Annotated in this window: 21 protein-coding genes; 13 read left to right on the top strand and 8 right to left on the bottom strand. The window is 60.5% G+C overall.

Translation table 11 applies throughout. The features are described from left to right. Positions 1–3: 3 nt before the first annotated feature. Positions 4–939, bottom strand: a complete 936-nt coding sequence (locus ACR3XE_RS05825) for a DnaJ C-terminal domain-containing protein (RefSeq protein ID WP_473698552.1) — start codon at positions 937–939, stop codon at positions 4–6. A 142-nt stretch (positions 940–1,081) separates the two neighbouring features. Here ACR3XE_RS05825 and pdxH point away from each other — a divergent pair, with 142 nt between their 5' ends. The 3 genes from pdxH to ACR3XE_RS05810 are packed head-to-tail and all read left to right on the top strand — an operon-like array spanning position 1,082 to position 3,413. Continuing rightward, positions 1,082–1,660 (top strand): pyridoxamine 5'-phosphate oxidase, encoded by a 579-nt coding sequence (gene pdxH / locus ACR3XE_RS05820; protein WP_473698553.1) that lies wholly within the window; start codon positions 1,082–1,084, stop codon positions 1,658–1,660. Next, a complete protein-coding gene (locus ACR3XE_RS05815; RefSeq protein ID WP_473698554.1) occupies positions 1,657–2,610 on the top strand; it encodes a cation diffusion facilitator family transporter in 954 nt (317 codons plus the stop codon). The genes pdxH and ACR3XE_RS05815 overlap by 4 nt, the downstream gene beginning before the upstream one ends. Then, complete coding sequence (locus ACR3XE_RS05810) at positions 2,610–3,413, top strand: PhzF family phenazine biosynthesis protein (protein WP_473698555.1); 804 nt, start codon at positions 2,610–2,612, stop codon at positions 3,411–3,413. Before ACR3XE_RS05815 ends, ACR3XE_RS05810 begins: the two co-directional genes overlap by 1 nt. A gap of 38 nt (positions 3,414–3,451) precedes the next feature. On the opposite strand, the gene ACR3XE_RS05805 is transcribed toward ACR3XE_RS05810, so the two are convergent. After that, the gene (locus ACR3XE_RS05805; RefSeq protein ID WP_473698556.1) at positions 3,452–4,564 is read right to left on the bottom strand and encodes a serine hydrolase domain-containing protein; all 1,113 of its coding nucleotides are present in this window, start codon (positions 4,562–4,564) and stop codon (positions 3,452–3,454) included. A 7-nt stretch (positions 4,565–4,571) separates the two neighbouring features. Here ACR3XE_RS05805 and ACR3XE_RS05800 point away from each other — a divergent pair, with 7 nt between their 5' ends. After that, positions 4,572–4,973 carry a hypothetical protein gene (locus ACR3XE_RS05800; RefSeq protein WP_473698557.1) on the top strand — a complete coding sequence of 134 codons (402 nt, stop codon included), beginning with the start codon at positions 4,572–4,574 and terminating at the stop codon, positions 4,971–4,973. A gap of 11 nt (positions 4,974–4,984) precedes the next feature. Then, positions 4,985–5,374 (top strand): hypothetical protein, encoded by a 390-nt coding sequence (locus ACR3XE_RS05795; protein WP_473698558.1) that lies wholly within the window; start codon positions 4,985–4,987, stop codon positions 5,372–5,374. An 88-nt stretch (positions 5,375–5,462) separates the two neighbouring features. Here ACR3XE_RS05795 and ACR3XE_RS05790 read toward each other — a convergent pair whose 3' ends face one another. From ACR3XE_RS05790 to ACR3XE_RS05770, 5 genes are read right to left on the bottom strand one after another with little or no spacing between them, the layout of a single operon-like run. After that, complete coding sequence (locus ACR3XE_RS05790) at positions 5,463–6,686, bottom strand: low temperature requirement protein A (protein WP_473698559.1); 1,224 nt, start codon at positions 6,684–6,686, stop codon at positions 5,463–5,465. A 6-nt stretch (positions 6,687–6,692) separates the two neighbouring features. Then, entirely contained in the window at positions 6,693–7,610 is a 918-nt protein-coding gene (locus tag ACR3XE_RS05785; RefSeq protein ID WP_486185975.1) for an alpha/beta fold hydrolase, read from the bottom strand. Next, positions 7,607–8,494: a pirin family protein gene (locus ACR3XE_RS05780; RefSeq protein WP_473698560.1), complete on the bottom strand. Its 888-nt coding sequence runs from the start codon at positions 8,492–8,494 to the stop codon at positions 7,607–7,609. Before ACR3XE_RS05780 ends, ACR3XE_RS05785 begins: the two co-directional genes overlap by 4 nt. Beyond that, positions 8,491–8,859, bottom strand: coding sequence for a cupin domain-containing protein (locus tag ACR3XE_RS05775; protein ID WP_473698561.1), 369 nt, complete (start codon positions 8,857–8,859; stop codon positions 8,491–8,493). The genes ACR3XE_RS05780 and ACR3XE_RS05775 overlap by 4 nt, the downstream gene beginning before the upstream one ends. Beyond that, on the bottom strand, positions 8,859–9,140 hold the full coding sequence (locus tag ACR3XE_RS05770) for a BolA family protein (RefSeq protein ID WP_473698562.1): 282 nt from the start codon (positions 9,138–9,140) through the stop codon (positions 8,859–8,861). Before ACR3XE_RS05770 ends, ACR3XE_RS05775 begins: the two co-directional genes overlap by 1 nt. 129 nt (positions 9,141–9,269) lie before the next feature. On the opposite strand from ACR3XE_RS05770, the gene ACR3XE_RS05765 reads away from it, so the two are divergent. The 8 genes from ACR3XE_RS05765 (at position 9,270) to ACR3XE_RS05730 (ending at position 18,385) form a co-directional block, all read left to right on the top strand. Then, positions 9,270–9,800, top strand: a complete 531-nt coding sequence (locus ACR3XE_RS05765) for a J domain-containing protein (RefSeq protein WP_473698563.1) — start codon at positions 9,270–9,272, stop codon at positions 9,798–9,800. Between the two features lie 36 nt (positions 9,801–9,836). After that, the gene (gene cobS / locus ACR3XE_RS05760; protein ID WP_473698564.1) at positions 9,837–10,829 is read left to right on the top strand and encodes a cobaltochelatase subunit CobS; all 993 of its coding nucleotides are present in this window, start codon (positions 9,837–9,839) and stop codon (positions 10,827–10,829) included. Positions 10,830–11,091: 262 nt separating this feature from the next. Then, positions 11,092–11,517 carry an endonuclease domain-containing protein gene (locus ACR3XE_RS05755; RefSeq protein ID WP_473698565.1) on the top strand — a complete coding sequence of 142 codons (426 nt, stop codon included), beginning with the start codon at positions 11,092–11,094 and terminating at the stop codon, positions 11,515–11,517. Next, on the top strand, positions 11,514–12,695 hold the full coding sequence (locus ACR3XE_RS05750; RefSeq protein ID WP_473698566.1) for an alpha/beta hydrolase: 1,182 nt from the start codon (positions 11,514–11,516) through the stop codon (positions 12,693–12,695). Before ACR3XE_RS05755 ends, ACR3XE_RS05750 begins: the two co-directional genes overlap by 4 nt. A gap of 23 nt (positions 12,696–12,718) precedes the next feature. Further along, complete coding sequence (gene cobT / locus ACR3XE_RS05745; RefSeq protein WP_473698567.1) at positions 12,719–14,542, top strand: cobaltochelatase subunit CobT; 1,824 nt, start codon at positions 12,719–12,721, stop codon at positions 14,540–14,542. A gap of 467 nt (positions 14,543–15,009) precedes the next feature. Beyond that, positions 15,010–16,656, top strand: a complete 1,647-nt coding sequence (locus tag ACR3XE_RS05740) for an acetolactate synthase large subunit (RefSeq protein WP_473698568.1) — start codon at positions 15,010–15,012, stop codon at positions 16,654–16,656. Next, positions 16,656–16,958: a hypothetical protein gene (locus tag ACR3XE_RS05735; protein ID WP_473698569.1), complete on the top strand. Its 303-nt coding sequence runs from the start codon at positions 16,656–16,658 to the stop codon at positions 16,956–16,958. The genes ACR3XE_RS05740 and ACR3XE_RS05735 overlap by 1 nt, the downstream gene beginning before the upstream one ends. Further along, the gene (locus ACR3XE_RS05730; protein ID WP_473698570.1) at positions 16,955–18,385 is read left to right on the top strand and encodes an aldehyde dehydrogenase family protein; all 1,431 of its coding nucleotides are present in this window, start codon (positions 16,955–16,957) and stop codon (positions 18,383–18,385) included. The genes ACR3XE_RS05735 and ACR3XE_RS05730 overlap by 4 nt, the downstream gene beginning before the upstream one ends. Here ACR3XE_RS05730 and ACR3XE_RS05725 read toward each other — a convergent pair. Beyond that, positions 18,382–20,865: a TonB-dependent receptor gene (locus ACR3XE_RS05725; RefSeq protein ID WP_486185974.1), complete on the bottom strand. Its 2,484-nt coding sequence runs from the start codon at positions 20,863–20,865 to the stop codon at positions 18,382–18,384. The genes ACR3XE_RS05730 and ACR3XE_RS05725 overlap by 4 nt on opposite strands. Positions 20,866–20,904 lie beyond the last annotated feature (39 nt).

Below are 20,904 nucleotides of genomic sequence, written 5' to 3'. Positions count from 1 at the left end.
GCGTCAGACGCCCAGTTCGGCGCGCACCGATCGCGTGTCGGTCCAGTCGCCGACCAACTTGGCCAAATCTGCATTATCGGCGGGCAGGTCGACCATCAGGCGCACCAACTGGTCGCCGCGACCGCCGCTTTTCTGGCTGAATCCCTTACCCTTTAACCGCATAACTTTACCCGAGGACGACCCGGCAGGGATTGACAGCATCACCGGCCCGTCCACCGTCGGCACCTTGATCTTCGCCCCCGTCACCGCCTCGTTGAGCGTGATCGGCAGGTCGAGGCGGATATTGGCGCCATCGCGTTCGTAAAAGGGGTGATCCTTGACGCTGATCGTCAATATGCCGTCGCCATTGCCGCCCGGACCCGCCTGCCCCTTGCCGGCAAGGCGCATTTGCGTGCCGTTCTCGACGCCCGCAGGCAGCTTCAGATCGATTGTTGCACCGTCGGAAAGCGTGATCCGCTGCGGTGCGCGCGTGGCCGCATCGACGAAGCTGACCGCCAATCGATAGGCGACATTCGCGCCCTTGGGCGGCGGCGCGCTGCGACCGCCAAATCCGCCGAACGGCCCACCGCCTCCGCCGCCAGCGCTGCGACCGCCAAACAACCCTTCGAACAGGTCGGAAAAATCGGCGCCCTCGCCGCCAAAGCCACCCGAACCGCCGCGCGGATCGCCGCGATAGCCGCCGCCACCGCCGCCGCCATAGCCAAAGGGCATGGCCGGATTGCCCTCACCGTCAATCTCTCCGCGATCAAATTGCGCGCGTTTTGTCTTGTCCGACAACAGGTCATAAGCCTTGGTCACGTCGCTAAAACGCTCCGAAGCCTTTGGATTATCTTTATTCTTGTCGGGATGAAGCTGTTTGGCGAGTTTGCGATAGGCGGATTTGATTTCCGCTTCGCTAGCCGATTTCGCTAAGCCCAATGTTGTATAAGGGTCTGCCATAAACGTCCAATAGCCTGATAAATGCCCAATCGGGAGGGAAGAGTTGCCCGTGAATGTGGGTTCGACCCCATAGTGGGTCAAGTTCTAGCAAAGTCTACGGATTTTCTCGACCATAGCGGCAGCGCGCATTATGGACGTGCCGATGACAGCCGATCCTTTCCATCTCTTCGACACTTGGTTCACCGAGGCGCGCGAAACCGAGCCGAATGACGCCAATGCCATGGCGCTCGCCACCGCGACACCCGACGGACACCCGTCGCTGCGTATGGTGCTGCTCAAAGGGCATGGGGCCGACGGTTTTGTCTTTTATACCAATCTCGACAGCCGCAAGGGCAATGAACTGGCCGCAAATGCGCATGTCGCCCTGCTCTTTCACTGGAAATCGCTGCGTCGCCAGATCCGCATCGAAGGCACGGTGAGTCCGGTCGATGAGGCAACCGCCGACGCCTATTTCGCGACCCGCAGCCGCGATTCGCAATTGGGGGCTTGGGCCAGCGACCAATCGCGCCCACTCAACAGCCGCAAGATTTTCGAAGATCGCTTTGCCGCAATGCAGGCGCGATTCGAGGGGCAGGATGTGCCGCGTCCGCCGCGTTGGTCGGGCTGGCGCGTGACGCCCACGGCCATCGAATTCTGGCAGGACCGCGCGCACCGCCTCCACGAACGCACCCTGTTCACCCACACCGATGGCGGCTGGACCAGCGGGATGCTCTATCCATGAGCGGCCTGCATCATCATGGCCATGATCACGGCCCCAGTGATCGCGGCACCCTCACCAGCCGCGCCGCGGTGGCCAGCATTACGATGGCGCTGTCGCTTGTCCTGCTCAAAGTCTGGGCAAGCTGGGATACGGGGTCGGTCGCGATGCTCGGCAGCCTTGCCGACACCACACTCGACCTGATTGCCTCGATCGTCACCCTGCTCGGCGTCCGCTATGCCGCCATGCCCGCCGACGATGATCATCGCTTTGGCCATGGCAAGGCCGAGGGGCTGGCGGCGCTGTTTCAGGTCATGTTGATATCGGTGTCGGCCATCGGCATCGGCTGGCGCGCCATCGACCGGTTCTGGAATGGCGCGGAGACCGAGGGGCTGGAAATGGGCGTTGCGGTATCGCTGATCGCGATGGCGGCAACCGTCGGCCTGCTCGCCTATCAACGCCATGTCATCCGCAAGACAGGCTCGGTCGCGATTATGGCCGACCATGTGCATTATCAGTCGGACTTGCTGCTCAACTTGGCGGTTATCGCCGCGCTCGCGCTCGATCAACTGGTCGGCTGGCGCTGGGCCGACCCGTTGTTCGGCGTCATCATCGCCTTGTGGCTTTTGTGGGGCGCTTATCGCGCGGCGAGCCATGCGATCGACGAATTGATGGACCGCGAATGGAGCCCGGCCAAGAAAGAGGCTTTTTTGAAAGTCGCGTTGGCCCACCCCGAACTCGCCAGCATCCACGACCTGCGCACGCGTACCAGCGGCGGACGCGATTTCGCGCAATTCCATGTCTGGGTCGACCCCGACATGACGCTGGCCGCAGCGCATCAGATCATGGATGAAATCGAGGAGAAGCTGGGCCGCGAATTCCCCGGCACCGAAATCCTGATCCACCCCGAACCCGAGGGCCAGACAAGTGACGAGGCTTGCCTGACCGACGGCAAAATGGAGCATCATCACTAATGCGCCTGCCCATCGCCCAGGTCGATGCCTTTGCATCGCGCGCCTTCACCGGTAATCCGGCCGCCGTGATGCCGCTCGACGCCTGGCTGGATGATGCGACACTACAGGCCATAGCGGCCGAAAATAATCTCTCCGAAACCGCCTTTCTGATTCCCGACAGCAGCGGTGAAGCCGATTATGAGCTGCGCTGGTTCACCCCGACGGTCGAGGTTGCCCTATGCGGTCACGCCACGCTGGCAAGCGGCCATGTGATGTTAACCGCCAACGCGGCAATCGATAGCGTCAGCTTTCGCACCCGACAGGCAGGCGTCCTGCGCGTTACGCGCGATGGCGATGGCTATGCCATGGCCCTGCCCGCCTATCGCGCCGACCCCAAACCGCTGCCCGACACCGTCGCGGCACTCGGCGAAGGTGCGCTCGAAACGCTGTGGCATCCGGGGCGCTATGCACTGATCGTCTATCCCGACGCGACAGCGATCCGCGCGCTGTCACCCGATTTCCGCACGCTGCGGTCGCAGGGCGATGTCTTGTATATCGCCACCGCCCACGGTGATGGGGACGCCGCAGGAACCGATGTGATCAGCCGCGTTTTTGCACCCGGCGCGGGCATTGACGAAGATCCGGTCACGGGATCGGCGCATAGCGTGCTGACCCCCTATTGGACCGACCGGTTGGGCCGCGACGCCTTTACCGCCTATCAGGCCAGCACGCGCGGTGGGCATGTCGGTTGCCGGATCGATGGCGATCGCGTTCTTCTCGACGGCCAATGCGTCACGATAATGACCGGCGAACTTCTGCTTTGAAAACAACCTCGCCCTCCCCTGAAGGGGAGGGGTTTTACTCAGAGCGCTGCAATCAAATCTGCCAGATGCGTCCGCAAGGCCGGAAACTGGTCGTCCTTGGTAATCCCCAACCGCACAACCGTCAGCCGCTGCGATGGGGAGACAATGATATATTGCCCCTGATGGCCGATACAGGCGAACAGGTCATTGGGGCCACGCTCGGGCCATAGCGCCTCGGCAGAGCCTGCCGGTCGCGGGCGGTTCAGCCAGATATGGCCGCCATAGCCGGCGTCGGTCGGCGCCGAAGACAGCATGAAGCGCATCCAGCTTTCGGGCAGCAAACGCTGGCCGTTGACGACGCCATGGTTGCGCAGAAATTCACCGAACTTTCCATAATCACGCGCGGTCGCGTGCATGATCGATCCGCCGATCATCGTCCCCTTGGCATCAAATTCAGGGGTCAGGCTGGTGATGCCCAGCGGCTCGGTCAGCCGGCCGGAGATGAATTCCAGCATCGCCTCGCGCCGCGCCTCCGGATTGGGTGATGTGGTCAGCGTGTCGGTCAATATGTCCGACAGGATGACGCTGGTGGCAGAACTGTAATTATAAACCTCGTCGGGCCGCGCCACGGCGGGCTTGGCCTCGGCAAAACCCGCCATATCGCGCGCACCGGCCCCGAACAGCATGGTGAAGGTATCGACCGACCAATTGGGCGCGCCTTCCTCGACATGCTCCAGCCCCGACGACATGTGCAGCAAGTTGCGCAAGGTGATCGCCCCGCGCGGATCGCCGCTGCGCTGCCACCCCGCGACCGGTGCCGGACCGTCGAGCGCCAACCGTCCATCGGCGACCAGAAAGCCGGTCAGCACGGCGGTTATGCTCTTGGCCATCGACCAGCTGATCAGCTTGCTGTCAGGTCCAAAGCCGCTGCCATAACGTTCATAAACCGGCTCTCCGTCGCGCAGCACATAAAGCGCGCGCGTTTCGCCCACTGCCCCCGCGTCGTCGAACAGCGCGTCGGCCTTGGCCTTTACCGAGGGCGCAAGCCCGTTTGGCGACGCTTGTGCTGTCGGAGTGGGGGGCGCTTTATCCTGTCCTGTGGCTTGCGCCAGCGACCATATCGCCAAACCGGCCACGGCAGCACTTGCCAGCACCTTCTTTTTCGTGATCATAGGGTGAGTGACTAGCACCGACCAGACCAGCCCGGCAACGCCAGAAACGCCGCCAGCCGCAGAACCGGCGATGGCGGCCAAGCCGACAAAGCCGAAACGGCGCGGCTGCCTGCTCTGGTTGATTATCATCCTCATCATCATCGGCGGTGTCGCAATCTGGCAATATCCCGCGTTCAAGGCGCGCGCCGAGCTGGGCGCCGCCTATGCCGCCCGCATCGGCTGTTCGTGCCGCTATGTCGAAGGGCGGACTCTCAAAAGCTGCCAGAGGGATTTTGAACCGGGCATGGAAATCGTCTCGGTCGCCGACGACACCGCGACCAAAAGCGTCACCGGCAGCGTCCCGTTGCTAGCAACCCGCACCGCACGCTTTGCGGGAGCGTCGGGGTGCTTGCTTGATCCAGCGAATTAAGGATGGGGCGCATGATGGGAAAGCTGATTCTTCTCACTGCTACCGCCTTCATCGGTGGATGTTCTGACTCCTGCGAGAACACAATCGTTTCACAAACGCTGTCACCCGATGGGAAGAATGAGGCCGTCATTTTTCAACGTGACTGTGGAACCACGACGGGATTTTCTACTCAGATTTCCGTTCTTGAAGCTGGAAAATCACTGTCGGGAAGTGGCAATGCTTTTGTGGCTGATGACGACCATGGGAAAGCGAAGGCTGGTGATTGGGGCGGGCCATGGGCAGAAGTGAAATGGCTAGCAGCCGATCACCTCCGCGTCCTATACGCTGCCGAGTCTAGGGTGTTTGATAAAAACGACAATGTCGATGAGATCAGAATCTCCTATCAGGTGACCGGCAGCTAGTTGCGACTTCGAGTAATAACTAGACCATCAGCTAACCACCCCAAAGCAGACAACTCCCAAACACCAACTCCACCCTAAAACCCCATCCTCAATCGGACCACTTCAGCCGCCGCCCCAACCATGGCATCCAGCGCTGCCAGCCACCGTGGAAAGACCCCCATTCCCAAATTGCGGTGAAAATGAGTGCGGCGAGCACGGCCATTCCGATTTGCAGGGTGTTCCAACCCGCAAGTGCGACCCCCGCTGCGATCGCGAACAGCAAGATCAGGCCCAAAACTTGTGAAAAGGGCGGGAAGCGCCGACCCGATGTCGCCCATTTGAAACCCAAATTGCCGAATAGGAACAGTATTGGACCGCCGACGATCCCGACCAATATCCATGGCGTGACATGGTCGTGCGGGTGCATCAGTATCAATTCGTCCCCCACCGCCGTCACCACCAGACCGGCAACAATCGGGATGTGCCAATAGGTATAGGCGTTACGCGCGATCTGGCCGACGTTGTCGCTTTGCGCGATCACCTCTCCGCCGCGCCGCGCGCCGGTGTCGAAATATATCCACCACAAGGTCGCGCTGCCCAAAAAGCAGGTCGCAAAGGCGGTCCAGTGCAGCGCGTCCTGTGGCAGTTGGGCAAAGGTCGCGCCGGTAATCAACACCGATTCACCCAGCGCGATGATGATGAACAGCGCGCAGCGTTCGGCCATATGCGCGCCCGAAATATCCCAGTCGGACATTTGCGAGTGTCCCAGTCCGGGCGTGCGGAACAACAGGAACGGACCCGCATATTCAACCGCCAGTGCCGCCGCCCACAACAGCAAGCGCGTATCATGCGGCGCAAGAGCTCCCGCCACCCACAGCGGCAGGGCCAGCAAAAACCAGCAACTGATGCGCAGGAAATTGCGCGCGCGGGCGTGGTGCACGCGCCAGCTGACCCACACCATGTAAAGCGAGCGACCGATCTGCATCGCGCAATAGGCTGCGACAAACAGCCATCCCGTTTTGCCAAAGGCATCGGGAATCGCACTCGACAGCACCAGCCCCGCCAGCATCATGACAATCAGCATCAACCGCACAGGCGCGCGTTCGGGGTCGAGCCAGTTGGTCACCCAGCTGGTGTAAATCCATACCCACCACACCGCGAACAGCAGCACCAGCGTCTCGACCGCCCCAAGGACAGTCAGATGCGCGAGCAACCGATGCGCCAGCTGGGTAATTGCAAAGACGAACACCAAATCAAAGAACAGCTCGATATAGGTGACGGGGCTATGGTCATGGTCGCCGCGTGATCGAAACAGATGTCCATGCCCCTGCATCGCCCGCTACTCCGCCAGAAAATCGTCGAGCGCGGCGTTGACCGCTTGCGGCGCTTCCCACGGCACGAAATGGCCGCAGTCGGGGATTTTGACGATGGTCGCGTTGGGGACCAGTGTTTCCAGTCCGTCGAGGTTCGACGGCGGCAGCGCCAGATCATCGAGTGCCCAGATGACCAAAGTCGGGATGGTCAGTCGGGGAAATTCGCTCGGCATATCGACCGGCAGCGTGGTGGGCGCGTCCATATCGGGGACCGTCATCGAAGAGGCGCGATACCAGTTGATCATCCCGAAACAGGTGTCGCGATCCTGCCAGTCGCTGAGCAACGCAGCGCGCTCTTCTGGCTCCATAGTGCTGGGCCGGTCCCATTTGACCGCCTGCATCAACAGGCCGGTCAGCCCATGGTCGCGGATCAACCCGTCATTGGCGGGGTCGCGAAAAGCGTTGATATACTGGCTGGCGGCGCGCTGTTTCAAATCGGTGAACAGCAGCTTTTGGAAAAGAAACGGGTGCGGCGCATTGGCGATCACCGCGCGGGTCACGCGGCCCGCCCAAGCCGGATGCAGCCCGCCCGGTTGCCCGCCGAGCGCGACCCCCCATGCAATCGCCCCGCCCCAGTCATGGCCGACAATGGTGAACTCGCCGACGCCCATCGCATCGGCGAGCGCGAAAACATCGGCAATCAGCTTGTCGGGCGTATAGCTGTCCACATCCTGCGGCTTTGACGATCCGCGATAGCCGCGCTGATCGGGCGCGATGCAGCGAAATCGGCTCGACAAATGCGGCAGCTGATGGCGCCATGTGCGGTGCGATTCAGGAAAACCGTGGAGAAAGATCAGCACCGGCGCATCGCGCGGCCCCATATCAACCGCATCAATCTCTACCCCCGTCGCCAATCTGTGACGGGTCATCGGAAAATCGCTCATGGATAGGTCACCGTATTCGGCACCTCGGGCAGCGGGATATGTTCTTCGCTGTCGCCGGGCACGAGCGGGAAACGTCCGGCGCGCCAGTCGTCCTTGGCCTGATTGATCCGGTCGCGGCTCGACGACACGAAATTCCACCAGGCGTGGCGCTTGGTCGTAAAGGCTTCGCCACCAAGCAACATCACGCGGCCACCCGCCTTGGACCGCAGCGCCATCGCCTGCCCCGGCGCAAGGATATACAGAATATAAGGCTCCAGCGGCACGGCATCGAGCGCGGCATCGCCCTCGACCAGCATGACCGCGCGCTCGTCGGCCTCGGCATCAATGGGGATGCTTCCTTCAGTCCCGATCTGGATATCGGCATAAATGGTGCTGGCGTGCTGCGTGGTGGGGGCCGTTTGCCCCCACAATGTTCCCATAATCACCCGCGCGGTGGCCCCACCGTCTTCGATAACTGGCAAGTTATCCGGTTTCACCTGTTCAAAGGCCGGATCAATTTCTTCACAACCGTCGGGCAGCGCCAGCCAGGTCTGCATCCCGAACATCGGCCGGTCGGTATTGCGCGTCGCTTGCGGGGATCGTTCGCTGTGAACGATACCGCGCCCTGCCGTCATCAAGTTGACCGCGCCCGGTTCGATGGTTGCAAAGCTGCCGATACTGTCGCGATGGTCGATCGCACCGGCGAACAAATAGGTGACGGTGGCAAGGTTGATATGCGGATGCGGCCGCACATCCATCGCCGCGCCTGATTTCAGGACGGCGGGACCGAATTGGTCGACAAATATAAAAGGCCCGACCATAGAGCGTTCACGGCTGGGCAACACACGCCGCACCTCGAAATTGCCAAGGTCGTGGGTGGTGGGGGTAATGGTCAAAATGCTCATGCCAGTCGCTCCAGATGTGCGCGCGTTCTTGCAGATTCAATTCCACCGGTGTTCACCGTCGTCGATGGTTCAAGCAACAATATCTGGCATTCGCCATCCATCGCTTCGGGCCGATGCTCGACACCATGCGGGACGATGATGAATTCGCCGGTTTCGACCAGCACATTGCCGGTTCGCAGCCCCATTGTCATCCGCCCCGAAACGACAAGGAACAATTCATCCTCTGCGTCATGGCTGTGCCAGTCAAAGACACCGGAAATTTTGACCAGCTTGACCTGAAAATTGTTGATATCGCCCGCAATGCGCGGGTTCCAATGATCGTTGATGCTCGCAAAAGCCTTCGCAAGATTGACCTTGGCGACCATCAGCCTTCTCCCGGTGCCCGCGCCTTTATCGCGAGCGCATGGACACGCTGTCCCGGCAGGTCGCCCAGCGCCTTGTTCACGCTGCGCTGGCGCGCAACGCGGTTCATGGCGGCAAAGCCTGCCCATTCGATCGCAATGCTGAAATGCGACTCGCCGCTGCCGTCATCGCCGCTGTGGCCATGATGCTGGGCGCTATCGTTGGTGACGATAAATTGCGCATCGGGAAAAGCCGCACGGAGCAGGCTTTCCATCTCGGTTTGAACGGGTCCATTGCTAGTCATGGGGTTGACCATAGCGCCGCAGTGCACAAATGAAAGACCTCCCCGCCACCGCCCGAAAGCCGGATATTGCCTTCCTCTGCCCGTTCCAATCGCTTCCATGGCCGCGTCCCACGCGAAGAGCGATGCGCTGTGCCCGGTTGCCGCGATGCGGGCGAGTTTCGCGCGCCCGTCACCGCCAGCCGCTCCGCCGACGGACCCCCCGAATATCGCTGGCTGTGCCTCGATCATGTGCGCGAATTTAACGATGGCTATGATTATTTCAGCGGCATGAGCGCCGACCAGATATTGGCCGCGCAATCGCCCGTCGCGGGCTGGGCAAGTGAAAGCCGCCCCTTTCGCGCGGCGGGCAGCGCCGACCTGCCACCGCGCTGGGCCGATTTCAAAGATCCCATCGATGCGCTTGGCGCCCGCTTTCGCCAGCGCATGGACGAAGCCCGCGCCGAGGCGGCACACCCGCACTTTACCAGCGAACAGCATCGCGCCCTGAAATTGCTCAATCTCTCGCCTGACTCCGACCGGCGGACGCTACGGCGACGCTATGCCGAACTGCTCCGCCGCTATCACCCCGACCGCAATGGCGGCGACCGCAGCCATGAAAAGGCGTTGCAAGCAGTGATTGAGGCCTATACCGCGCTTTCCAAAGCGTCGGCTTTTGCCTGACGCTCTTCCCGCCGCTCCAACTTCAGGCCCAATGCGATGACCGATATTCCCAACAGCCTTCCCGATCATCACGGATCGACCCTGCTTGCCGCGCCCGATACAGAGGTTGATGCGCGCGAAGTATTTGGCGTCGATATCGACATGAAGATACCGGCCTTCAGCGAAGCCGACGAGCGCGTTCCCGACCTCGACCCCGCCTATGTCTTTGACGGCGACACCACGCTGGCGATCCTTGCGGGCTTCAAGCACAACCGCCGCGTGATGGTGCAGGGCTATCATGGCACCGGCAAATCGACCCACATCGAACAAGTGGCCGCGCGGCTCAACTGGCCGACGATCCGCGTCAACCTCGACGCACATATCAGCCGCATCGATTTGGTCGGACGCGATGCCATTGTCCTGAGGGAAGGCCAGCAAGTCACCGAATTTCGCGAGGGCCTGCTCCCCTGGGCGCTGCAGACCCCGACCGCACTGGTGTTCGACGAATATGATGCCGGTCGCCCCGATGTGATGTTCGTCATCCAGCGCGTTTTGGAGGCAGAGGGCAAGCTGACCCTGCTCGACCAGAACCGCGTCATCCGACCGAACCCGCATTTCCGTCTGTTCTCGACCGCAAATACCGTCGGTCTGGGCGACACCAGCGGGCTGTATCACGGGACGCAACAGATCAACCAGGGTCAGATGGACCGCTGGAACATCGTCGTCACACTCAACTATCTCCCCGCCGCAACCGAGAGCGCCATCGTTCTCGCCAAGGTGCCGGGAACCGACGACACCACCGTCGCCAATATGGTCAAGGTCGCCGAATTGTCGCGTCAGGGCTTTATGAACGGCGACATTTCGACCGTCATGTCGCCGCGCACCGTGATCAGCTGGGCCCAGAATATGGCGATCTTCAACAACCTCGGCTTTGCCTTTCGCCTGACCTTCCTCAACAAATGCGACGAGGCCGAGCGGATGATCGTCGCCGAATATTATCAGCGCGTATTCGGCGAAGATCTGCCCGAAAGCGTGACGGGTAATAAATGACAGCTTGGCCGCACCTTCCCTTCCCGTTGAGGGGGACGACGGCGCGGCTTGGTGGTGCACACATGGTTCAGGGTAAAGGTGTTGCCATAGAGTTGGCGGCGGCGCTGACCGAAGCGTCGCCCCCACCCAACCTTCCGCCATCAGAAGGGAGGGTTCAAACTGTTACAGCGCCCTCCTCCCCCTTGATGGGGGAGGTAGCGAAACTTAGGTGGTCGGCATCAGCCGAGCGACTTAGTTGCAGCGGAGGGGGTGCGGTCGCGGCATGAAACGAACCCCACCTGAGGGCGCAACCAAACGCGCACGCCAATTGCGGACGCAGGTGACAGATGCCGAACGCGCAATGTGGATACTGCTGCGTACAGCCTTTCCTGAATGGAGATTCCGTCGGCAGGTTCCCTTCCGCCAATATATCGCAGATTTTGCCAGCCATCGGGCGCGAATAGTAATCGAGATTGACGGCGGACAGCATAATGAGCAAGCCGATGCGACGCGCACGGCCATAATCGAAACCGATGGCTATCGCGTTATTCGCTTTTGGAACAGGGATGCGCTGACCAACATTGAAGGCGTTGCCATACAATTGGCGGCGGCGCTGGCCGAAGCATCACCCCCACCCAACCTTCCACCATCAAGGGGGAGGGCTCAACTTGTCGCCAGACGACTTAGTCACAGCGGTAGTGCGCCATGAAGCCTTGCTCGATCCTGGTGGCGGCCATCACCGCGCTGTCGTTGACCGGCTGCGCCGCAACGGTCGAATATGGGAAGATCAGGCACGCGGACTATGTCGCCGATGCCCGTTGCGACCCCACCCCCGGCACGACGGTGGATGCGGACGCGCTGCCCTTGTTCGTCGTCACCACACGGCTGCCCGATTGCCGGACGCCGGCCATCCACATGCTGCACCATCGCGCCGACCATGTCCGCTACGGGCGTTTTGCGGCACCAAGCGTTCAGCAAGATGGGCGCGGCAAAAAGGAATTTCTGACCCCGCTCGCCTTTCAGGACAAGGGCGATTGGTGGCGGGCCTTGCAGGCCGAAACTGACGCCCGTCAGGGCCGCGTTCTCCTCTATGTCCATGGCTATCGCGAAACATTTGAAACCACGTCGAAAGACGCGGCCCAAATCGCCCGCATGACCGCGTTCGACGGACCGGTGATCGAATATAGCTGGCCGTCGCAGGGCAAATTGCTCAGCTATGCCGTCGATGAAACCAATATGTATTTCGACGTTCTCAACTTTCGGGACTTCCTGAAAACATTGGCGGAGCGCCCGTGGGTCAAGGAAATCGTGGTCGTTTCGCACTCGCTGGGCGCGCGGCTGGTGGTGCCCGCGATCGAATATGTCGACCGCACATCGAGCAACAGCGACAGCAGCAACATCTCCAACATCATCCTCGCCTCTCCCGACATCGACAGCGAAGCCTTTGAGCGCGATATTGGTGCCGAAGTGCTGGCGATGCGCCGCGTCAAACAGGCGCGGCGGATCACGCTTTATGTCTCGCTGGCCGACAAGGCGCTGGCGGCATCGCGTGCGTTGCATGGCTATCCGCGGCTCGGCTCGCCCTATTGCTTCAACCCGTTCGACGCCGAGGCGCTCAAGGCCAACGGGCTTCCTGTCCGCTGTTATCCTGCCGAGGACAAGCCGGGCGTGACCGTGGTCGACACCACCGACGTGTCGCGAAGCGCAACGGGACACAGCAATTTTTTGCGTAGCGCCGCCGTGTGCCGCGACTTCATCGATGTCGTCGATGGAAAGATGACGCGGAGCGAGCGCACAGCCACAATGGTGGCCAACGTCTTTCGCTTGCTTCCCGACCCCGCCGACCCCAAACCCGATGACGATCAAATCTGTAACCGAATCCATTGATATTCTGTCTTTAGGCAACCGCTATGACCAATCCCTCCCCCCTCGACGATTTCAAGACCGCGCTGTCGAGCGTGGCGCGCGCCGTGACCCGCGATGCAGAGGTCGAGGTCGGCTTTACCGCCGACGCTCCGGCGCAGGTGGGCAAGGCGATCAAGGTGCCGACACCGTCGCGCGGCCTTCCCGCCGATCAGGTGGCCGAAGCGCGCGGTTTTGCCGACAGCTATGCGCTGCGGATGCGGCACCACAATGAAAAGCTGCACAATGCGGCCCGCCCTGCCGAACCTATCGCCGCGGCTTGCTTTGACGCGATGGAGCGCGCGCGTGTCGAGGCGCTCGGCGCCCGCTCGATGGCGGGTATGCGCGATAATCTGTCGGCGAGCCTCGCGATGCGGATGCGCAGCGACCCGATATCGCGCGCCCAAAGTCGCGACGATGTACCGGTGTCGAGCGCGCTGGAGCTGATGCTGCGTCAGGCGCTGACCGGCGACGCGCCGCCGCAAGGAACCGAGGACGGGCTGGCTCTGATCAGCGACTGGATTGCGGGCCATGCGGGCGGCGACCTGACCGCACTGTCGATGCTGATCGACGACCAGTCCGCCTTTGCCCAGACGGCGCGGCTCGCGCTTCAGCACCTCGACCTGATCCAGGCCGACGACGCAATGGACGATGGTGCCGAGGACGGCGGCGACGAGGATCAGGAACAGGCCGAAAACAGCGAGCAGGAACAGGAAAGCGAAGAAGGCAGCAGCAGCGAAAGTCAGGCCGATGCCCGCGCCGAAATGGCGGGTGACGAGGCCGACGACGGCGACACCGACCCCGACGCTCAGGAAATGGAAGCCGACGGAGACCCCGAAATGGGCGGCGAAGGCGATGAGGGGATGCTTCCCGTCCGCCCCAACCGCCTGCCGACCGACGTGCCCGAATTCAACTATCTGCGCTTCACCGAAAAGCATGATGAGATCATCGCGGCAACCGAGCTTTGCGATGCCGACGAGCTCACCCGGCTGCGCGCCTATCTCGACCAGCAAATGGCGCATCTGCAGGGTGCGGTGACCAAGCTCGCCAACCGGCTCCAGCGCCGGTTGATGGCGCAACAGAACCGCGCATGGGATTTCGATCAGGAAGAAGGCTTGCTCGACGCCGCGCGGCTGGCCCGAATTGTCGTCTCGCCCGGCCAGTCCTTGTCGTACAAAATCGAACGCGACACCGATTTTCGCGACACCGTCGTCACGCTGCTCATCGACAATTCGGGGTCGATGCGCGGACGTCCGATCAGCATCGCCGCGATCAGCGCCGACATTCTCGCCCGCACGCTCGAACGTTGCGGCGTCAAAACCGAAATATTGGGCTTCACCACCCGGACGTGGAAGGGCGGGCAAAGCCGCGAGGACTGGCTCGCCGCCGGACGTCCGGTGCAACCGGGCCGCCTGAATGATTTGCGCCACATCATCTATAAACCGGCCGACGAACCCTATCGCCGCGCGCGCAAATCGCTGGGCCTGATGATGCGCGAAGGATTGCTCAAAGAGAATATCGACGGCGAGGCGCTGATGTGGGCGCACCACCGCATCATCAACCGCCCCGAAGAGCGCAAGATTTTGATGGTGATTTCGGACGGCGCCCCCGTCGATGACAGCACCTTGTCGGTCAACCACGGCGCCTATCTGGACCAACATCTGCGGCAGGTCATCGACTGGATAGAGAAAAAATCCCCCGTCGAACTCGCCGCCATCGGCATCGGCCACGACGTCACCCGATACTACAGCCGCGCCGTCACCATCATGGACGCCGAACAATTGGGCGGCACCATGGTCGAACAACTGGCAGGGTTATTCGATATTGAATGAATCTTGGCGGCCAAGCGCTTTGGAAAGAGATGCCCATCTCCCTCGTTACATTCGCTGGCTTCCCTTAACGGCCAAACTCGCCGCCGCACAAAATCCCCTTTCCTACAATATCCGACTATGCTCCAAGCTTACGGATGACCCGCATATCCGCCCTCGCTCTCGCCGCCGCCGTGCAGAGGCCGTACTGCCCAGAGAGCGATAGAGGGGGGACGTAGTGTGACCTTTGTGACCTTTGGAATGAAATTGCGTGGCCCCGCCTCCGCTTCGTTCCGTTCGCAATGACGATGGTTTACACCTCTACCACGCCCCACGTGACAACTCCTTGTCCCCTCGTTACATTCCCTTCTTCCACAACCAAGGACTCGCGATCAAATGTCGGGGCCGATGTGACAAAAATGTGCTGAGGGTCGCCAGCACCATGATTTTTCCGTGCCCATATTGGCGCACGGCAGAGGGGGCGACTGTATATGAAAAAAGCATCTGACCTGTTCATCGAATGTCTGGAGGAAGAAGGCGTCGAATATATATTCGGGGTTCCGGGCGAAGAAAATCTCGACTTTCTCGACAGCTTATCGCGATCGAAGAAAATCAGATTGATCCTGACACGTCACGAACAAGGCGCAGGATTTATGGCGGCGACCTATGGCCGTCACACCGGCAAAACCGGCGTCTGCCTCGCCACTCTCGGCCCCGGTGCGACCAACTTCGTCACCGCCGCCGCCTATGCCCAATTGGGCGGTATGCCGATGATGATGATCACCGGCCAAAAGCCGATCAAGAAATCGAAACAGGGGCGTTTCCAGATCCTCGACGTCGTCGCGATGATGGGGCCGATTACCAAATATACGCATCAGATGGCGTCTTCGGACAATATCCCCAGTCGTGTTCGCGAAGCGATCCGGCTGGCCGAAGAAGAAAAACCCGGCGCGGTGCATATCGAATTGCCCGAAGATATTGCCGACGAACATACCGATTCCACCCCGATCAAGCGCAGCCTTGTCCGCCGTCCGACCGCCGATGTGAAATCGGTCCGCGAAGCGGTGAAGGCCATCGAAAACGCCAAATCGCCGGTGCTGGTCATCGGCGCGGGTGCCAACCGGACGATGACAAGCCGCATGTTGCTGCAATTCATCGAGAAAACCGGCATTCCCTTTCTGACCACCCAATTAGGCAAGGGCGTGATTGACGAACGGCATCCCAAATTCCTGGGCTGTGCGGCCTTAAGCGCGGGTGATTTCGTCCACCGTGCCGTCGAAGCGTCGGATTGCATCGTCAATCTGGGGCATGATGTCATCGAAAAACCACCCTTTTTCATGCATACGGGTGGTCCGACCGTCATCCATGTGTCGACCAAGACAGCCGAGGTCGATCCGGTCTATTTCCCGCATATCGAAGTCATCGGCGATATCGCCAATGCGGTTTGGCAGATCAAAGAGGATATCGTCCCCAACGGCGGTTGGAAATTCGACGACATGTTGCGCTATCGTCAGGGCGAGGTGGAGCATACCGCGCCGCTGGCCAAAGACACACGCTTCCCGATCTTTCCACCCCATCTGGTGCAATCGGTCCGCGACTCCATGCCCGACGATGGCATCATCTGCCTCGACAATGGCGTCTATAAAATCTGGTTTGCGAGGGGATATACCGCCTATCGTCCCAACACCGTGCTGCTCGACAATGCGCTCGCCACCATGGGTGCCGGCCTGCCGAGCGCGATGATGTCGGCGATGGTTTATCCCGACCGCAATGTTATGGCGATCTGCGGCGATGGCGGCTTTATGATGAACAGTCAGGAAATGGAAACCGCCGTGCGGTTGAAACTGAACCTGACGGTGCTGGTTCTCAACGATAGCAGCTATGGCATGATCCGTTGGAAACAGGCCAATATGGGGTTCAAGGATTTCGGGCTGACCTATGGCAACCCCGATTTCGTCAAATATGCCGAAAGCTATGGCGCCCACGGCCATCGTGTTGAAAGCGCTGCGCATTTGAAGGAACTTTTGGTCCACACACGCGATGTTCCGGGTGTGCATCTGATCGATTGTCCGGTCGATTATTCGGAGAATGACCAGATTTTGAACCACGACATCAAGAAGTTGTCGAAGGAATTGTGATGTCCGGAATTTCTATAATCGACGCGAAGGCGATTTACGGGTCGGTACTACTAAAACTGACCACATCAGAGAACAGAATGTTTTTTGCAAAAGTTTCGGAGGATGGAATCGAATTCTACGATCGAATTAGCTCTTCTGGCACTCCTGAAGGGAATCCCATCACTAAGTCAGCCGATGAAATTTTCGAGTGGATTGGGCAAGATGGTATCAATAAGCCATTTCGGGATCGGAGCAAAGTCCAGCCCAAGGTCGAACGTGAGCGCGTTCAATCACCACTGAAGCTTGGCGGTATTAAGCAATGAAACTGAAATCCACTTATCCACTTTATTTGAACAACAAAGCGGAACAGCCGAACACTGACCTTGTCGTCACCGACAAATATACCGGCAAACCCGCGTTCAAAACTGCGCTGGCAACACCCGACGTCATCAACAAGGCAATCGCCGGTGCGGTCAAAGCCGCCGAACCTATGGCCGAAATGGCGAGCTATGAGCGGCAGAATGTCCTGACCCATTGCGTCAAACGCTTTCAGGAGCGGTTTGACGAGCTGGCCTATGCCCTGTGCGTCGAAGCCGGCAAGCCGATCAACGATGCCGAGGGGGAAGTTACCCGGCTGATCGACACCTTCCGCATCGCCGCCGAAGAGGCGGTCCGCAATTATGGCGAGGTCCAGCCGCTCGACATATCCCCCCGCGCCAAAGGCTATATGGGGATGTGGAAACGGGTGCCGATCGGTCCGTGCAGCTTTATCTCTCCGTTCAATTTCCCGCTGAACCTGGCCGCACACAAAATCGCCCCCGCGATTGCGATCGGCTGTCCCTTTGTCATGAAACCCGCCAGCATGACCCCGCTCGGCGCAATCATCATGGGCGAAGTGCTGGCCGAATGTGATTTGCCCGAGGGTGCGTTCAGTATCCTTCCCGCAACGCGCGATGGGGCCGACCTGTTCACCACCGACGAACGGCTCAAATTACTCAGCTTCACCGGCTCACCCGGCGTCGGCTGGGACCTCAAGGCCAAGTCGGGGAAAAAGAAGGTCGTGCTTGAACTCGGCGGCAATGCGGCGGTCATCGTCGACAAGGACGCTGATCTTAATCATGCGCTGGAACGTATCATTTTTGGCGCCTTTTATCAGTCGGGCCAGTCGTGCATCGGAGTCCAGCGGATCATCATCCACGAAGATATCTACGACAAATTCCGCGCCATGCTGATCAAGAAAACCAAGACGCTGGTTTCGGGCGATCCCAAAATGCGCGAGACCTTCATCGGCCCGATGATTTCCGAAAAAGAAGCGACACGCCTCGACACCTGGATCAAGGAAGCCGTCGATGGCGGCGCAAAATTGCTATGCGGCGGCAAACGCGACGGCGCGATGCTCGAAGCAACCTTGCTGGAAAATGTCGACCGCAAGGCCAAGGCCTATCGCGAAGAAGCCTTTGGTCCGCTGGCCATCCTGTCCAAATTCAAAAAGTGGGACAAGGCGATGGCCGAGGTCAACGACAGCAAATTTGGCCTGCAAGCCGGCATCTTCACCCGCGACATCCACCAGGTGCTCGGCGCATGGGACAAGCTGGATGTCGGCGGCGTCGTCGTCAACGATGTCTCCTCCTATCGCGTCGACAATATGCCCTACGGCGGAGTCAAAGACAGCGGCCTGGGCCGCGAAGGCATCCGTTTTGCGATGGAAGATATGAGCGAAATCCGTAATTTGATTATCCGACGAATTTAGAAACTCTTGCGCAGCTCCAGTTCGACATAGCGGCCAAGCGGGTCGAGATAATCGGCCTGATAGCGGATCGGGACCACGCCGGTGCCATCGGTGACGCGGCGTTGGGCATCGAACAGATTGTTGACCGACAACCGCAGACGCGAGCCCTTAAGGAAGGGGGCCGCCTTGATCAGCTTGGGCTTGCTGTCGAAGCGCATGAAAAAGCGCATGTTGATCGTCGCCAGATCGCCGAACTTCAAATCGCCGCCGGTCAGCCCGCCATTGACGCGGCTGCCGCTGTCATAGCGCGCACTGATCCGCGCCCCGATGCCTTGATAAAAGACCCCGCCGTCCAATTCGAAAAGGTGGCGGTTGCTGCCACCATCGCTGCCGGTCGCCGACCCGTTCAACAGGTCAAGCTCGGGCACACCCGGCCGGATCAGCACCTGATCGGTCAGCTTGATCGTATGATAAAGCGACACTTGCCAGCGGCCACTCTGACGATTGCCAAAGGGACTGCGCCCGCCACCGCGACCACGCCCGCCAGCCGCAGGACGCGGCGGCGGCGCGGCACCCTCGCCGGACTTTGCTGCATTGCCGTCGGGGGGAGCGGCTCCGTCAGCGGGCGGCGCTTTGCCATCGGGCGAGCGCGCACCCGGCGGCGGACCATCGGGGCGTTGCGGACGCGCACCATCGCCGCCGCCACGACCACCGCCGCCACCGCTGGCCGCTTCGGGCTGACCAAAACTGCGTCCGAAGTTAAAGCCCCAGCGGATTTGCGAATTGGTGGCGCGGTTGTAATTTACGGGGCGCAGATCAACCGCCTGCAACACGCCATTGCCGTCGCGCGTCACCCGACCGGGGAACGCGGCCTCAATCTCTGGCGTCAGGATCGGAAAGGCGTTGCTGGTGTCAAAGCTGCGGTTGCTGTTGTAATTGACCGAGAGATTCAGCCCCTCGACCATTGGCGGCGACCAGTTCAGCCCCAGCCCGAAATCGCGGCGCTGCTCGGCCAGCAAGGCCGGATTGCCGCCTGTTGTCGTGGTAATCTGGACCGTCTGGCCGGTGGCGAAATCATAATAGTTGACCAGCGGCGTCACCAGCGGGGCCGCGCCCAATTGGGTGATGCTCGGCGCCGCCTCATCGCTGGCATAGCTCGCCAGAACCGACAGATTTTTGGTCAGGCCCCAGTTGAGCGAGGCCCCCCACGACTTCAGCGTCGCAAAGTCGCTCGGTTCCTGCACCTGACCATTGAGCGTCAGTGTGACCGTCCCGATATTCCCGACATCATAGTCGGGATCGAGCAACGGCACGGTGATGATGCCTAGTGCGCCGGGCAAATCACGCGACAAGCGTGTGGTCGTCACGGTTCCGGCGCGTTCCGACCGGCTGTCAAAGCGCAGGCCGCTATAGCCCGGGGTAAAGGTCAGTTGGACCGGCCCCGCCCATCCCTCGGTCAGGGTGCCCGACACATTGCCGTTGACGCCAAAACTCTGGCTGCTGCTGTCAAAACGGTCACGGCCACCGCTAATCTGATCGGTAAAAATGCGCGAATCGCTGTCCGAATAATTGCCCGTCACCGACCAGCGCCAATTACCGATCATGCCGTTGACGCTCGCCGAGCTGGCCAAATTCTGCTCGCGGCTGTTCCGGCGCAACGGATCAGACACACCGCCCGCGCCGGGGCCGAGCAGGCTAAGGCTGTCGGTCTGGTCAAAGCGCAGGTTGATCGAGGCTTCGGTGAGCTTGTCGATATTGCGGACCAACGTGCCGTCGATGACATATTTGTCCGATTCTGGCAGCAGGCTGCGCGCACTGGCGTCGGCTGCGGTGCCCGCGACAGGGGTCAGGTTGCGCTCGCTTTCGAGCAACATGCCGTTGGTTTCCCACCTGCTGTCGATATTGATCCGGCCATTCTTGCCAATGCTCGTGAACGCGGGCTGCAACTCGTTGCGAAAGCGCCCGCCCTGCGTCGCCAATCCCGCTTCATCTTCGAGCGAGATTTGCTTGAAATCAGGCTTCAGGACCAGATTGACTACCCGTTCGTCGGCGGCATAGCCATATTCTAGCGCCACTTGCTCCGGAAACACCTCGACCTTGACGATCGCTTCGGGCGGCAGGTTTCGGATTGCGCCAAAGCCCGAAATGCGGCGTCCGTTGACCAATATGATCGGCCTCCCGCTGCCGCGTCCACGGCCCGACCGCGTTTGCGGAGCCAAAGCGTTGATCAGATCTTCGACCGACGAAGCCCCATAGCTGGTGATTGCGGCCTCATCGAGTTCAACCTCTGCGGCAATGCGCGTATCGAGCTGCCCCGCGAGACGTGGCGCGGTTACGATGATCTCGCTGTTGTCGATATCATCATAAATGGCGTCTTCGTCAGAACTTGTTGCCGCTGAATTGACGGGCTGCTCGGTTGCTGCCGTCGCGGGGAACGCAATTGACGCGGTCGCCGCAAGCAATACGGCCTTTACCGGAAAGGAAAAGCGGGAGAAGGTCATAAGGAGGAGAGCCTTTTATAATTTTGATCTTAGTTTTTC

The organism is Sphingopyxis sp. 10G20-10 (genome assembly GCF_057365075.1).
This window is presented reverse-complemented; position numbering and strand designations above follow the sequence as displayed.

What these genes read in the sequence shown, in the direction of transcription:
- cobT (WP_473698567.1), top strand. Translation starts at nt 12,719, where the DNA reads ATGACCAATCCCTCCCCCCTCGACGATTTCAAGACCGCGCTGTCGAGC.
- ACR3XE_RS05825 (WP_473698552.1), bottom strand. Translation starts at nt 939, where the DNA reads ATGGCAGACCCTTATACAACATTGGGCTTAGCGAAATCGGCTAGCGAA.
- ACR3XE_RS05790 (WP_473698559.1), bottom strand. Translation starts at nt 6,686, where the DNA reads ATGCAGGGGCATGGACATCTGTTTCGATCACGCGGCGACCATGACCAT.
- ACR3XE_RS05815 (WP_473698554.1), top strand. Translation starts at nt 1,657, where the DNA reads ATGAGCGGCCTGCATCATCATGGCCATGATCACGGCCCCAGTGATCGC.
- cobS (WP_473698564.1), top strand. Translation starts at nt 9,837, where the DNA reads ATGACCGATATTCCCAACAGCCTTCCCGATCATCACGGATCGACCCTG.
- ACR3XE_RS05810 (WP_473698555.1), top strand. Translation starts at nt 2,610, where the DNA reads ATGCGCCTGCCCATCGCCCAGGTCGATGCCTTTGCATCGCGCGCCTTC.
- ACR3XE_RS05805 (WP_473698556.1), bottom strand. Translation starts at nt 4,564, where the DNA reads ATGATCACGAAAAAGAAGGTGCTGGCAAGTGCTGCCGTGGCCGGTTTG.
- ACR3XE_RS05725 (WP_486185974.1), bottom strand. Translation starts at nt 20,865, where the DNA reads ATGACCTTCTCCCGCTTTTCCTTTCCGGTAAAGGCCGTATTGCTTGCG.
- ACR3XE_RS05755 (WP_473698565.1), top strand. Translation starts at nt 11,092, where the DNA reads ATGAAACGAACCCCACCTGAGGGCGCAACCAAACGCGCACGCCAATTG.
- ACR3XE_RS05750 (WP_473698566.1), top strand. Translation starts at nt 11,514, where the DNA reads ATGAAGCCTTGCTCGATCCTGGTGGCGGCCATCACCGCGCTGTCGTTG.
- pdxH (WP_473698553.1), top strand. Translation starts at nt 1,082, where the DNA reads ATGACAGCCGATCCTTTCCATCTCTTCGACACTTGGTTCACCGAGGCG.
- ACR3XE_RS05780 (WP_473698560.1), bottom strand. Translation starts at nt 8,494, where the DNA reads ATGAGCATTTTGACCATTACCCCCACCACCCACGACCTTGGCAATTTC.
- ACR3XE_RS05740 (WP_473698568.1), top strand. Translation starts at nt 15,010, where the DNA reads ATGAAAAAAGCATCTGACCTGTTCATCGAATGTCTGGAGGAAGAAGGC.
- ACR3XE_RS05795 (WP_473698558.1), top strand. Translation starts at nt 4,985, where the DNA reads ATGATGGGAAAGCTGATTCTTCTCACTGCTACCGCCTTCATCGGTGGA.
- ACR3XE_RS05730 (WP_473698570.1), top strand. Translation starts at nt 16,955, where the DNA reads ATGAAACTGAAATCCACTTATCCACTTTATTTGAACAACAAAGCGGAA.
- ACR3XE_RS05770 (WP_473698562.1), bottom strand. Translation starts at nt 9,140, where the DNA reads ATGACTAGCAATGGACCCGTTCAAACCGAGATGGAAAGCCTGCTCCGT.
- ACR3XE_RS05785 (WP_486185975.1), bottom strand. Translation starts at nt 7,610, where the DNA reads ATGAGCGATTTTCCGATGACCCGTCACAGATTGGCGACGGGGGTAGAG.
- ACR3XE_RS05775 (WP_473698561.1), bottom strand. Translation starts at nt 8,859, where the DNA reads ATGGTCGCCAAGGTCAATCTTGCGAAGGCTTTTGCGAGCATCAACGAT.
- ACR3XE_RS05735 (WP_473698569.1), top strand. Translation starts at nt 16,656, where the DNA reads ATGTCCGGAATTTCTATAATCGACGCGAAGGCGATTTACGGGTCGGTA.